Origin of the sequence: Virgibacillus natechei (assembly GCF_026013645.1) — a bacterium.
GTDB lineage: Bacteria > Bacillota > Bacilli > Bacillales > Amphibacillaceae > Virgibacillus_L > Virgibacillus_L natechei.
Map to the genome: position 1 here is coordinate 3,466,507 of NZ_CP110224.1, position 13,684 is coordinate 3,480,190.

Consider the following 13,684-nt stretch of genomic DNA (forward strand, 5'->3'; position numbering starts at 1 on the left):
CTGAAAAGTTACTTTTATTATAGCGTGCATTCAATGAGGATAAACAGACCGATTTAGCCATGACACGTAACGATACTTTGTCGAAGGTCCTCACTCGTTGTGTCATTTGGCTCTTTTCGTAAATATTATTGCTTTTAAACCTTCGTAGTTGTTATAAAATTCGACGTAACTGCTATGTTGATTTCCGCTCCGGGCAGTCGCTTTCCGCGGGCACGGCTTTGCCCTGGCAAAGGGTATGTCGACGTTGTTCGCAAAGAACGGTTTTAGTCGACCTTCCTTAGGAGAGTCTTGTGGGGTCTTCAGACTCGTGCTTTTCCCGCAGGAGTCGACTGCCCGGAGCTCCAATCAACCACCGGAAGAGTGCAAGCATTTGTTTAAATTAATCAAACAATATATTTTTAGAAGCAGAAAAACACAACACCCAGCGGAGGAAATACATGGAGACTCCGGCGGGAGGAAAGGCCTAGGCGAGACCCCGGAGTGCGTTAGCACGAGGAGGCTCACCAGCCGCCCGCGGAAAGCGGAATGTATTTCCGTAGCGAGTATAAAAAGCATCACTCTAGCCTGTCATTTCACCAAACTTTGGGACGTCCTATTCGTTTACATTTTTTCAGGTGCTGAAACGCCAAGTAATCCTAGTGCATTGTGCAGTGTAATGCGTACAGATTTCATAAGCGCAATGCGTGCTTGCGTTTGTTCTCTGTTGCTATCATCCAGTACTTTTTCCGCGTTATAGAAGCTATGCAGTAAGGTTGCCAGGTCAAAGACGTATTGCGTAATTTTGTGTGGCGTGTGTTTCTGTGCAGCATCCGCTACCGTTTGCGGGAATTCACCGAGTTTCTTTAGAAGATCTATTTCTTTCTCAGCAGTTAGCAGTGTCGCGTCATAATCTCCATCTACCTGAAACCCTTTGCTCTCCGCTTGCTTTAACATCGTACAAATTCTCGCATGTGCATATTGCACATAATATACAGGGTTATCATTGGTTTCAGAACGAGCTAAATCCATATCAAAGTCGAGTTGCGAGTCATTGGAACGCGCCATGAAAAAGTAGCGGGTCGCATCAATACCAACTTCATCCATTAGTTCACGCAAGGAAACAGCATTTCCTGAACGTTTGCTCATCTTCTGTTTTTCACCTTTTTCAAACAGATTGACCATTTGAATAATCTTCACATCAAATTGTTCTACGGGATAACCTAGTGCTTGAATCGCCGCACGCATTCTTGGGACGTATCCATGATGATCCGCTCCCCATACATTTATAATCTTATCAAAACCTCTGTCTAGTTTATTTTGATGATAAGCAATATCTGGTGTTAGATACGTATAATTACCGTCCTGTTTTATAAGTACTCGGTCTTTATCATCACCAAATTCACTTGAGCGGAACCACGTAGCTCCGTCTTTCTCGTATGTGTAATTCCCTTCATCCAATACCTTTAACGTATCTTTTATCTTGTCTTCTTTATATAAAGACATTTCAGAGAACCAATTGTCAAACTGAACACCGAACGCTGCCAGATCTTCTTCAATTCCACCCAGTGCAGCCTTCAATCCATATTCCTTAAAAAATTCCAACCGCTCTACATCTTCTGCATCTGCCCATTTATCGCCATATTCGGTGGCTAACGTTTTACCGATTTCGATAATATCTTTCCCTCGATAACCGTTTTCTGGCATTTCCACATCTTTATCCAACGCCTGTAAGTAACGAGCCTCGACGGATAGGGCTAGGTTATCAATTTGATTACCAGCGTCATTGATATAATATTCACGTTCCACATTATAACCAGCCGCTGCAAAAACATTGCATAATACATCACCAAAAGCCGCGCCTCGTGCATGGCCAAGGTGCAGTTCGCCTGTAGGGTTAACAGAGACAAATTCAACCTGAACCTTCTCCCCTTTACCGGTATTGGTTTGCCCGTAAGTATCGGCACCTTGTAAGATAGTAGGAATAACATCACCGAGAAAATCATTTTTCATAAAAAAGTTAATGAATCCAGGCCCTGCAATTTCCACTTTTTCAATCGAAGCTTTGGATTGGTCCAAATGTTCTACAATATCATCCGCAATTTGACGAGGTGCTTTTTTTGCAATGCGTGCAAGCTGCATCGCGATATTGGTCGCAAAATCACCATGCGCTTTATCTTTTGGTTTTTCTAATAGGATTGTAGGCAGTTCCTCAGCTGTTGCAAGCTCTGCTTGAATGACGGAATGAGCTATTTGTTGCTTCAATGTATCTTCTGTTTGTTCCAAGACGTTCATTACGAACCCTCCTCCATAAATGTTAATGCAAGTTCATGCTTTCGTTCTTCCTGTCCGTTTAATTTTACGCTGTAGGAAATCCCTAAATATCCGTTATCTGTTTCATATAACGGCTGATAGTTAATGGAATTTGTATATGTTTCCATATGAATGACTCCATACGGGTGCTTGTAGACATTTTCAGTCGTTTGGTTGGGGAGAAACTGTTGGTTCATTTTGACCTCACCCGTCCGCTTGATATTTACCTTTCCACTTTGTATCGTGAGTAGATTTTTGGTCGTCACGTTCTCTTCCTCTGTTTCTTCCTCAAATATAATCACATCAAGATTACCTTTTTGATAAAGCGTTCCAGGATGTTTTATCGTATTGTACTCCATTTGCCCATTGTCTTCAATGGTCGTACGGAGTTCTACCTCGACAGGTATTTCTTGTGAACTCATATTATCGCTCCTGCTTCCGAAATAATCATATATTGTCTTATTATAGCGATAAATGTGGGATGGACGCTACCATTTTTTTAAAATAAGTTTATTTATCTTTATCTTTTCCCATAATGTGAGTAATGCAGACATATATTGGAGCTAATCATTATGAGAAAGAATTTCATGAAACGGAAAATGAACCGATTTATTTTCAAAATAGGAATAGGTACTTTTATATTGATTATTAGCTGTGTATTAGGTATCTATTTTATCAGTTTTCTATTAGGTCCACCAGAATTAACGAACGAACAGAATACGGTTTACTATAGCAATAATGGTGAAATCATTGGCGAAGAACAGGGAACAGAAAACAGGCATTGGATAGATTTAGAAGATATGTCTGAGGAATTCATCCATGCAACATTATTGATCGAGGACCAGCATTTCTATAACCATATTGGGTTTGATTTCAGGCGCATTACCCGGGCTGTATTACGTAATATTCAATCGATGTCTCTAAAAGAAGGTGCAAGTACAGTAACGCAACAGTACGCACGAAATTTATTTTTATCACATGATAAAACATGGTCACGGAAATTAAAAGAAGCCTTTTATACCATTCGACTGGAGATGTTTTATTCAAAGGACGAGATCTTAGAAGGTTACTTAAATACCATCTATTTTGGTCATGGTGCATATGGAATCGAAACAGCCAGTGACCACTTCTTTCATAAATCTGCTAAGGAATTATCCCTAGCTGAATCTGCTATGTTAGCAGCAATACCGAATGGGCCGACCTATTTTTCTCCTCTAAACAATGAAACGAATGCGACGAATCGTCAAAATCAGATCTTGGGTCTCATGCACGCTGAAGATCTGATCAGCGAGCAGGATTACCAAGCTGCGACAGAAGAGGTGCTCGTTTATTCTGAACAAACGGAGCGAAACACAGATTCGATTGGCCCCCATTTCCAAGATACCGTTCTAAAAGAAGCTGCAGCTATTTTAGAGCTTGATGCTGAATTCATTCGGTCTGGTGGATTTCAAATACATACAACACTGGATGTTGATCAACAAAATCATCTGGAAAACCAAATTCAATCGGAAATGGATACGGATAGCGATATTGAGATTGGAGCCATGGCAATGAATCCTGATACAGGAGCCATACAGGCTTTGGCCGGAGGAAAAGCTTATGAATCAAGTAGTTTTAACCGAGCAATAGATGCCAAACGGATGCCGGCATCTACCTTTAAGCCTTTTTTATATTACGCTGCTCTTCATCATGGATACACGCCCAGCACCATGCTAACGAGCAAGCCAACTGAATTTGTGCTTGAAGATGGTGAGGTTTATCAGCCAAGCAACTTCAATGATAACTATGCAAATGAACCAATTACACTCGCACAAGCATTAGCATTATCGGACAATGTCTATGCCGTGAAAACAAATATGTTTTTAGGTGCCCAGACATTAGTTGATACGGCCAGGGAATTTGGCTTTACCAGTGACTTACCAGCTGTTCCATCACTTGCACTTGGAACTGCTACTGTTTCCGTTGAAGAAATGGTTAAGGGTTATGGAATGCTGGCTAACGGTGGCCACGAAATTTCCAGTCATACCATTGATAAAATAATGGATCGGGACGGAGAAATCGTTTTTGAAAAGGACAACGAGGAAAACGAACCAGTGCTTGATCCACAGAAGGCTTTTATTTTAACGCACCTATTAACGGGAATGTTTGATTCAGAATTAGACGGTTACATGCCTGTCACGGGATCCCCTATTGTAGATGACCTTACACGAACGTATGCTGGAAAGTCTGGTACGACAAATTCTGATAGCTGGATGATTGGGTACAGTCCATCACTCGTTACAGGAGTATGGACAGGCTATGACGATAATCGAAACATGGAAATTGTCGCAGAATCCGCCTATGCACGAAGTATATGGAGTGCATTTATGGAGGCAACCCATGAAGGAATGGAACAGGAAAGCTTTCATATCCCTTCCGGCGTAGTGGGTGTTCCGATTGACCCTGAAACAGGTCATCGAGCGACGCCTGATTGCAATTCAAGTCGGGTCATGTATTTTGAAGTAGGGACAGAACCTCAGAGCTTTTGTTCCGAGCACCATCATGAAAACCAGGAAAATGAAGATGAACGGGGTATCTTTGAGCAATGGTTTGAGCTGTTTTATTAGCATGTTTTAGAAAAAATTGGCTTATCACCAAGTCTTCGTTCCGTATGCAAATAGAGTAGTTTCCTATGAAGCCAAAAAAAGAGGCCGACAATCAAGCTAAACGCTGATTGTCGGCTTCCTTTTTGTCCTAGTAATACATGAGTAAGCCCATGTATTAACATTTTACAAAGTTTTACTAGAAATCACAAGATATCTGCAAATGATTCATTAATTAGACACAAATTAGTCATGATTTAAAGAATTTACTCTGGTAATGCTTGCTTTAATTCATCGGTTGAATTGGCCCACATTTCCTCATTAAATTCAACAAGAAAATCCTTTAGTAATTTTTTCGACTGGTCATCCATATGCTCTACAATGATTTTCCCTTTCAATGATTTTTCCATATGGGTAACGTGCTGTGGCATTGATTTATAAGCGCGTTTTATCGAACGATCAACTACGAATTCACTACCCGCTACACCAGCGTAAAAAGGGCCATTTTCATTACGTTCTACATTGACCCAAACGAACCAATACAATGTACCATTTGGAACTTCATCACGGTCTGGAACTACCTTTACACGTCGTTCCACTTTGCTGCGCGCATGCATAACGTCCATATCTACATACGCCTCACCTTCCGTTGGGCTAATAATAACGGGTGACATGTTCTCTAGACTAACGGTGCCTGCACCATAACCACCATGTCCATCTGTTGAGTCATCTTTTATAATGGTAAAGGCGTTTTTCTTTTTCGGTTCATCTAAACTCATAGCAGGAATCCTCCTCAAATTTCAGTTTTTTTCATTGTAGCATACGTGCCTAAGCTATTCACATATTGACTCTAGTGTTTCACTTTTTTGATGAAATTTAAAGCATCCTGCATTTCCTCATCCGTGTATTGCTGCTTCGGTTTAATAGCATGTACTTTTTCTATCGTTTCATGTACAGGCAAATCTTCAAAATAAAGCATGGTTGCAACAAGTTCTAAAAACCTGGACGTACGATTTTGCAACATTTCCACCTGCTCAGAAATATCGGGCATATCTACATGAAATTGATCCAAAAACGCCTCGCCTGCAGGATTGATTGTATACTGATATTGAGAATAGTTGCTTTTATCCTGTTTCTCTTCGCCGATAAAACCTAAATTGCAAAGTTCTTCAATCCGCAATGTTAACTCCTCCGAATAGGGGCCATAGAAATGGAAATGATATTTTTCTTCAAAAGGTACATGGCTTTTCTGTAAAATATAGATCATTTTTTGCATTTTTTTCCTACCCGTAACCTCTTTTGCCACTGAAAAAAACTGCATCAACCTCGCATGATTAGTCATCATTTTCTATCTCTCCCCGTTCATTCAGAATTTCTTTAATTCGCCGCTTCATACGTTCATCGCTCAGCCCATCCAATAAATCCTTTGGAAAATAAAGTTTGTGATCGGTGCGTTTTTTCCCTGAAATAGCATCCACAATATCCGAGTTTCTGGATAACTCTTTTAATTCATCATTTGGCATTTGTAGGTGTATGGGCAGACGCTCTTCTTCCTCTCCTGGACGGTAAAAATCATACGGAAGATCGGACGAAGAATCGACAACCAAATAATACTCCGGATCAATACCAGCATGCTGAAATAGCTGATAAAGTTCCTTCCACTCTTGCATCTGCATATTTGGGTTAAATTCAATATATTTAAATAGTCGGCGATTCATAAATCGTTCGCATAAATCGCGTAAAATCCCATCTGCTTCCTCCTGCCACATTTGGAAATAGTAATGTACAATGGTTTCATCTAGCTTGAGGTATTCTTCAAGTGTCACATTTCCCGTGAAAAAAGACAGAAAATGTGTCGGCTCAAGCTTAAAAATATAATCATCCGCTTCATATAAATGCTTCGCACGGTGTAAAATTCGTGATAAAATCACTTCTGCACTTCTCGTCACCGGATGAAAATATACTTGCCAATACATTTGGTAACGACTCATGATATAGTCCTCCACCGCGTGCATACCCGTCGATTTAATAACCACTTGATCATCAATCGGACGCATGACTCGTAAAATTCGTTCCATATCAAAATGCCCATAGCTTACACCAGTGAAATAAGCGTCACGTTGTAAATAATCCATTCGATCGGCATCGATCTGGCTTGAAATGAGGCTGACAACTAATTTGTCTTCATATGTCTTGGCAATCACATCTGCCACTTTTTGTGCAAAACCTGTACTTACACGCTCCAGCACTTTATTAACCTTTGTTTCGCCTAAAATGATACGTTGTGTAAAGTCCTCATGATCCAATTTAAAAACATTTTCAAAGGAATGCGAAAATGGACCATGTCCCAAATCATGCAACAGTGCTGCACATAAACTAAGCAGGCGCTCGTCCTCATTCCAATGAGGCCGATCCTCGAAATTGTGAATGATTCGCCTCACAATCTCATAAACGCCAAGTGAATGATTGAACCGGCTGTGTTCCGCGCCATGGAATGTGTAATTCGTTGTGCCAAGCTGCTTAATTCGGCGTAGACGCTGGAATTCTGGCGTGGCAATCAGATCCCAGATAACTCGATCTTTTACGTGAACATACCGATGGACAGGATCCTTAAACACTTTTTCCTCATTTAATTGTTCATCTTTATATGCCATCTATTTCTCATCCCGTTTCTTTATAGACCTTTTTATTTAGTATATAATAGATGAACAAATGAAAAAAGAAATTACAAGGAGTTCATTATGAAAAATTGGAAAGAAATCATTAGCCATACAACATTTCGGTACCTTGATCACTCAAATAAAAATAATTTTCATCAGGAAGCATACACCGCATTAACATCTTTTGCCGTGGATGATGCATTAGTACTTTCTGTCAGCGATAAGAAAACACCTCCTGCCATCCGTTTATGGGTCCATCCGGATACCATTGTTCTAGGAATACCGGACGCGCGACTTCCTTATGTTGAAGAAGGCATTAAACTGCTTAGCGAGCAAGGACATCATGTAGTCGTTCGAAATTCTGGTGGCCTTGCGGTTGCACTGGACGCAGGTGTTTTAAATATTTCACTTATTTTATCCGGTGTGAAACATATTTCCATTTATGACTGCTATGAAGCGATGGTCAGCTTTGTGCAATATATGCTGCGTGACGTAACGGATGAGATTGAAGCCTATGAAATTATTGGCTCCTACTGTCCGGGTGATTATGATTTAAGTATTAATGGAAAAAAATTCGCCGGCATATCCCAGCGCCGTATAAAAGACGGTGCTTCCATACAAATTTATTTGGACGTGGAAGGAAACAGCCAGGAACGTGCTGCCTTATTACGTGATTTTTATACTGTTAGTAAACAAAATGAAGAGACAAAATTCGACTATCCAACCGTGAATCCGGAAGTCATGGCTTCCCTATCCGAATTATTAGGAGAGCATATCACGGTGGAAGATATGAAAAAGCGTGTCTATCATGCTTTGGATGATTTTAGTGAGGAGATTGTCCAGACTAATTTTTCGGAGGATGAACTGGCAGCATTTGAAAAACGGCTGGAGCAAATGAAGAAGCGGAATGAGCGTATTGCTGGGATGCAATAGTACATGGTTGGTGCGACAATATAGTAAGAGCGTGTTTTGATCATTTTTTTCAAAACACGCTCTTTTTAATTGATCATTTATCAAGTAATAACGTTTAATCCAGCACGATAAAGGATATATCTTGCTAGTAGTAGCGTTGAAAGATGAGCATCTATCGAGTAAATGCTTTTCTTTTTGGACAAGTTTCATACCATTGAATAACGAAACGACGCAAAAGAAAGGAGCGTTTATATTGTTTGGACTATTTGACTTATTGCGGTTAGTTATGGCTGCTCTTGTTATTTTACCTATTACAGCAATTATCCGGGAAAGCGGCTATTACATTGCAGCTACTTTACTTGGAGCAAAGGAAAAAAAGCTTATTGTCGGGAGCGGGCCTACCCTGTTCACATTGCCGACTATAGAGGTTCGCCGCTATTTTTTCATGTATAGCTGGATGGAATATGAAGAATTGCATCCAAGTAATCGATTTTGGCATGGCATTATTTATGTCTCCCCTATTTTTGGTCCATTACTTCTCGGTATACTTATTAATACACTGTTGGCACAGGAAGTACTTCCAAACAATATGTTCTGGGACACATTTATGTATTATATATTTTACTATATCTTTTTTGATTTGATCCCTGTTTACCTACCAGATGGACAACCGACAAATGGGCGGGCGATATTTGACTTGATTTGGCGTGGAGAACGATCGGACTTCGTCAAGAAAGCGTACGAAGAGGAATCCCGTGAAAGTGAAGAAGAACAAGGCTATACAGAAACACAAGAAGAAACGATTAATCGTCGGGATAGAGATGAACAAGAGCGCAGCGATCATACAAGATATGAGTCGGATAGTGAGACCCAGGGGCAATCCCATGAAAAGGAAGAAAGAAAAGGCTTTACAGATGCACAAGAAGAAACCATTAAAAGGCGGGATAGAGATGAACAGGAGCGAAGTGATCATACAAACCCTGAATCAGATAATAAAGATTGAAAAACTGGATAGTCGATGGAAAAGTATAGCAACCTCTTCTAAAAGGCAATGAAATTTTATTGCTATTATTTCTCTCCATATTAAAAGCTTGCAAAGGAGCCATTTAACCTCCTTTGCAAGCTTTTTCACCTATCCCTTATTCCGCTTGCGCCGCTGTTATCAGCGCTAATTTAAATACGTCATCTGCACTACATCCGCGTGATAGATCATTCACCGGCTTATTCAATCCCTGTAAAACCGGGCCTACCGCTTCATATCCTCCTAAGCGCTGGGCAATTTTATAGCCGATATTCCCAGCTTCCAGACTAGGGAAAATAAAGGTATTCGCATCCCCATTCAGAACAGAATCAGGAGCTTTTTTCTCTGCAACACTTGGGACAATTGCTGCATCAAATTGAAATTCACCATCAATAACAAGGGATGGATTTTTTTCCTTGGCAATTTGTAATGCTTCTGTTACCTTATCGGTTTCCGCTGATTTTGCCGAGCCTTTTGTTGAAAAGCTTAGCATGGCTATGCGTGGATCGACATCAAATAATTCAGCGGTAACAGCACTTTCAACTGCTATTTCTGCAAGGTCTTGGGCTTCTGGTGTAATATTAATTGCGCAATCAGCAAATACATATTTTTCATCGTCACGAACCATCACAAAAACACCAGATGTTTTCTTGATACCTTCTTTTGTTTTTATAATTTGCAATGCAGGACGAACCGTGTCGGCAGTAGAGCTTGTTGCACCACTTACTAGCCCATCTGCCTGATTGAGATATACAAGCATGGTTCCAAAATAGTTTGCGTCAAGTAGAATTTTTCTAGCGTCTTCCTCTGTTGCCTTTCCTTTACGTCTATCCACGAACGTTTCAACCATTAGGTCAAACTCTGGGAAGTTTTTCGGATCCATTAATTTACAAGAAGATATATCTACACCTAATTCTTCTGCCTTTTGTTTAATACTAGTGTTATCACCTATTAAAATTGGTGTTAGAATCCCTGCTGCGCTTAGTTGACTTGCTGCAGTTAAGATACGCTCATCTGTACCTTCAGGAAAAACGACCGACTTATTTTGCATGGTTACTTTTTCTTTTAATTGATCAAATAATTGACTCATTTTTAAAAACCCTCCTGCTTGTCTATACTTAAATAATAGCTGATTTCATACATGAATTAAAGCAATGCCCCCTTGCCAGCCAGGGAATTTTGACAGTCTAATGACAAATATGGAGCTTTCATGCTTTTCACGATTTTATGAGAAACCTCGTATAAGATTAGATTACCCCATTTATGATAGACTAAAAACATGCGAGGAATATTTTAAATATAAAGGAGCGATTATAATGGTTGAGGCAGTAGAAACCATGGATGGCTGGTATAGCCTACATGATTTACGAAGCATCGATTGGAATTCATGGAAATTAGCATCTGAAGAAGAGCGCAAAGAAGCAATTGATGGATTTAATGAGCTGCTAGCAAAATGGGAAGCCGTTGAAGAAGAAAAACAAGGAAGTCATGTCCTTTATAAAGTTGTGGGACAAAAAGCTGATTTAATCTTCATGTTTTTACGACCAACAATGGATGAATTAACCGACATCGAAACAGAATTTAATAAATCAAAATTTGCTGAGTTCTTACTTCCAGCACATTCTTATGTTTCTGTCGTTGAGCTTTCCAAATACCAACCGCAAAAAGATGGCGTTGACCCTGAAACATTGCCGGAAACGCAAGAACGATTGAAACCCATCCTTCCAAAATGGGAGCATATTTGCTTTTATCCGATGGATAGACGACGTGTAGGCGAGGAAAATTGGTATACATTAGAAAAGAGCACTCGCGGTAAATTGCTCTATGAACATAGTAAAACCGGCCGTCAGTATGCTGGGAAAGTGAAACAGGTTATTACTGGCTCCATCGGCTTGGATGACTGGGAGTGGGGCGTAACATTATTTGCCCATGACCCGCTGCAATTTAAGAAAATCGTTTATGAAATGCGCTTTGATGAAGTATCCTCACGTTATGGTGAATTTGGAGAATTTTTCATTGGCAATCATTTGCCAAGAGAACAGATTGAAGCTTATTTGAAGGTATAATACCGAGGTTCATTCGTGTTCGCATCACAGCAACAGCACGGCATCCTAAAGACTTTCTGCACATAAGATGCAGAAAGTCTTTTTTATTTGTCATCATTTCCGTGACAGTAGCATACACATAATTAATGAACTTAGGCACCGGGATTGAGGCAGAAATAAGGAGTATTTATAACCGTAGTTACACCAACCTTTTATAAGCTAGGTTAAATCGTATAGAAGGTGTTATCGACATTCTCGCAAGAAAAATAAGAACCAGTAGATAAACGAAGCAAATCAATGTGCCATATCCTAATGAATGCCCTACCGTCTATTAATTACAACCAGGAGGTTTTATAATGAGTGACAATCAAGAAAATACAAATAACCCGAATCAGCAGTATCCTAACCCCTACCAACCTTATCCGTACTACTATTACCCACAAGCATCCCCAGCTTATTATCCCGCTTATTATGCTAGACAGGAAGCTGCACAACAGCAACAGCAGCTACAACAGCAACAACAAGCTCAAGCCCAGCAAGCTCCCGCTAATGGTGTGGAAGGCATGCTTCCGCTCGAACAGTCTTACATCGAAAATATCCTGCGACTAAATCGTGGCAAGCGCGTTTCCGTTTATATGACATTTGAAGAAAATGAACAATGGAATGCACAGATTTTCAAAGGTGTTATTGAAGCTGCCGGGAGGGATCATATAATCATAAGTGATCCACAAACAGGAAAACGATACTTGCTACTTATGGTATACCTTGATTATGTTGTCTTTGAAGATGAAATCGAATATGAATATCCTTTAGCTGCCGGAAGTGGGCAATTCACAAACCAGCCCCCACGTTAAGAAGGGGGATCACCTTATAAGTCGAGAAAGCCAAACCAAAAAGGATGACACATTTTCCCTAGCTTGTGTCATCCTTTTCTCCCATTATGTAAATCGTACAACCAATCTATAAGGAGCGATTATATGCGACATCCTCACGACAAATTTATTCGCATCGAATTAATTTCACTTGCATTCGTCGTTTTAATCGGTCTAATTGCGCTCATCCAAGGCTTTATACTACTTCTATTTCTTGGCTTCTATCTGCTAGCACTCGGTTTATTCTGTAATGCATTAATTGAATCCTATTCGCATCGTACCGTACAAGCTGGTAAACAATTGCTCCGTTCCATCTTGATTATTGTATTCACGACGTTTCTATTTTTTCAACTGTAGCACTATAAATACCTTATTACAGCTGTCCCCAGTAAAATCCAGCCGATTAAAAATGCCAATCCACCAATTGGAGTAATCATTGCAAATGTTTTGATTGCGGTAAGCGAATAGATATAAAGACTGCCAGAAAACAAAACAATCCCAGCAAAGAACATCCATCCAGCCCAAATGGCCCCACCGCTAGTAAACTTCGCTAACAGTAGACCCGTTACAAGTAATGCCATGGTGTGAAACATTTGATAAAGCACTGCCTTATCCCATGTTTTCAATGCACTTTCTGACACCCTTCCCTCTAGCCCGTGTGCACCGAATGCCCCTAAGGCCACGGCTATAAAACCATTTATAATACCAAAAAGTAAAAAAAGCTTCGTCATTCGTAAACACCTCCTTCATTAAGGTTCTTTTCGTAAGTATTGGGACTGCGCTTACTCGTCCCACCGAAAACCTTTGTTGTTTTTAAAACGTCGCAGTTGATATAAAGTGCGACGCAGTAACTATTCCTTTGCAAACGCTGGTTGAGAGCAGGGATTCGCTACGGAAACACATTTCGCTTTCCGCGGGCGGCTGGTGAGCCTCCTCGTGCTACGCACTGTGGGGTCTCACCGAGGCCTTTTCTCCCGCAGGAGTCTTCATGTGTTTCCTTCGCTGGTTCAGATACTCCCGCAATTTCATCAAAACACTTATATTACTTAATTATATAACAAACATAGCCATATACTCTTATGAAGGCTGATTGGAGCGGAGTACAGTCGACTCCTGCGGGAACAAGGGTTTTCGGTGGGGCGAGCATTTACGCGCAGTCCCAGCACGAATCTGAAGACCCCGCAGCAGCGGTTTCCTGCGAGGCAGGTTAAGTTCGCGACCTCCTGTCTCAACACCTGCACTAGCACTTCCGGTGCGTCGAAGGCTGAAGCCGTGCCCGCGGAAAGCGACTGTACGCAGCGGA

Annotated in this window: 13 protein-coding genes; 6 read left to right on the forward strand and 7 right to left on the reverse strand. The window is 40.6% G+C overall.

Annotation, left to right across the window (positions count from 1 at the left end; all coding sequences use genetic code 11):
• Positions 1-600 precede the first annotated feature (600 nt).
• On the reverse strand, positions 601-2,271 hold the full coding sequence (gene argS / locus OLD84_RS17340; RefSeq protein ID WP_209462998.1) for an arginine--tRNA ligase: 1,671 nt from the start codon (positions 2,269-2,271) through the stop codon (positions 601-603).
• The gene (locus OLD84_RS17345) at positions 2,271-2,711 is read right to left on the reverse strand and encodes a YwiB family protein (RefSeq protein ID WP_209462997.1); all 441 of its coding nucleotides are present in this window, start codon (positions 2,709-2,711) and stop codon (positions 2,271-2,273) included. The genes argS and OLD84_RS17345 overlap by 1 nt, the downstream gene beginning before the upstream one ends.
• Before the next feature lie 150 nt (positions 2,712-2,861).
• Between OLD84_RS17345 and OLD84_RS17350 the strand changes: the two genes are divergently transcribed.
• The gene (locus OLD84_RS17350; RefSeq protein ID WP_209462996.1) at positions 2,862-4,895 is read left to right on the forward strand and encodes a transglycosylase domain-containing protein; all 2,034 of its coding nucleotides are present in this window, start codon (positions 2,862-2,864) and stop codon (positions 4,893-4,895) included.
• Between the two features lie 242 nt (positions 4,896-5,137).
• On the opposite strand, the gene OLD84_RS17355 is transcribed toward OLD84_RS17350, so the two are convergent.
• The 3 genes from OLD84_RS17355 to OLD84_RS17365 form a co-directional block, all read right to left on the reverse strand.
• Complete coding sequence (locus OLD84_RS17355; protein ID WP_209462995.1) at positions 5,138-5,650, reverse strand: YwhD family protein; 513 nt, start codon at positions 5,648-5,650, stop codon at positions 5,138-5,140.
• Positions 5,651-5,721: 71 nt separating this feature from the next.
• Positions 5,722-6,216 (reverse strand): YwgA family protein, encoded by a 495-nt coding sequence (locus OLD84_RS17360; RefSeq protein ID WP_209462994.1) that lies wholly within the window; start codon positions 6,214-6,216, stop codon positions 5,722-5,724.
• Positions 6,206-7,525, reverse strand: coding sequence for an HD domain-containing protein (locus tag OLD84_RS17365; protein ID WP_209462993.1), 1,320 nt, complete (start codon positions 7,523-7,525; stop codon positions 6,206-6,208). Before OLD84_RS17365 ends, OLD84_RS17360 begins: the two co-directional genes overlap by 11 nt.
• Positions 7,526-7,612: 87 nt before the next feature.
• Between OLD84_RS17365 and OLD84_RS17370 the strand changes: the two genes are divergently transcribed.
• Positions 7,613-8,464, forward strand: a complete 852-nt coding sequence (locus OLD84_RS17370) for a lipoate--protein ligase family protein (RefSeq protein ID WP_209462992.1) — start codon at positions 7,613-7,615, stop codon at positions 8,462-8,464.
• Positions 8,465-8,696: 232 nt separating this feature from the next.
• Positions 8,697-9,446: a hypothetical protein gene (locus OLD84_RS17375; RefSeq protein WP_209462991.1), complete on the forward strand. Its 750-nt coding sequence runs from the start codon at positions 8,697-8,699 to the stop codon at positions 9,444-9,446.
• Between the two features lie 136 nt (positions 9,447-9,582).
• Here OLD84_RS17375 and pta read toward each other — a convergent pair whose 3' ends face one another.
• Positions 9,583-10,554, reverse strand: a complete 972-nt coding sequence (gene pta, locus OLD84_RS17380; protein WP_209462990.1) for a phosphate acetyltransferase — start codon at positions 10,552-10,554, stop codon at positions 9,583-9,585.
• Positions 10,555-10,780: 226 nt separating this feature from the next.
• Between pta and hemQ the strand changes: the two genes are divergently transcribed.
• The 3 genes from hemQ to OLD84_RS17395 all read left to right on the forward strand — a co-directional run bounded on the left by hemQ (position 10,781) and on the right by OLD84_RS17395 (position 12,738).
• Entirely contained in the window at positions 10,781-11,530 is a 750-nt protein-coding gene (hemQ, locus tag OLD84_RS17385) for a hydrogen peroxide-dependent heme synthase (RefSeq protein WP_209462989.1), read from the forward strand.
• A gap of 335 nt (positions 11,531-11,865) precedes the next feature.
• Positions 11,866-12,363: a spore coat protein GerQ gene (gene gerQ, locus OLD84_RS17390; protein WP_209462988.1), complete on the forward strand. Its 498-nt coding sequence runs from the start codon at positions 11,866-11,868 to the stop codon at positions 12,361-12,363.
• A gap of 123 nt (positions 12,364-12,486) precedes the next feature.
• Positions 12,487-12,738: a hypothetical protein gene (locus tag OLD84_RS17395; RefSeq protein WP_209462987.1), complete on the forward strand. Its 252-nt coding sequence runs from the start codon at positions 12,487-12,489 to the stop codon at positions 12,736-12,738.
• Between the two features lie 2 nt (positions 12,739-12,740).
• Here OLD84_RS17395 and OLD84_RS17400 read toward each other — a convergent pair whose 3' ends face one another.
• Positions 12,741-13,112 (reverse strand): DUF423 domain-containing protein, encoded by a 372-nt coding sequence (locus tag OLD84_RS17400; RefSeq protein WP_209462986.1) that lies wholly within the window; start codon positions 13,110-13,112, stop codon positions 12,741-12,743.
• Positions 13,113-13,684 lie beyond the last annotated feature (572 nt).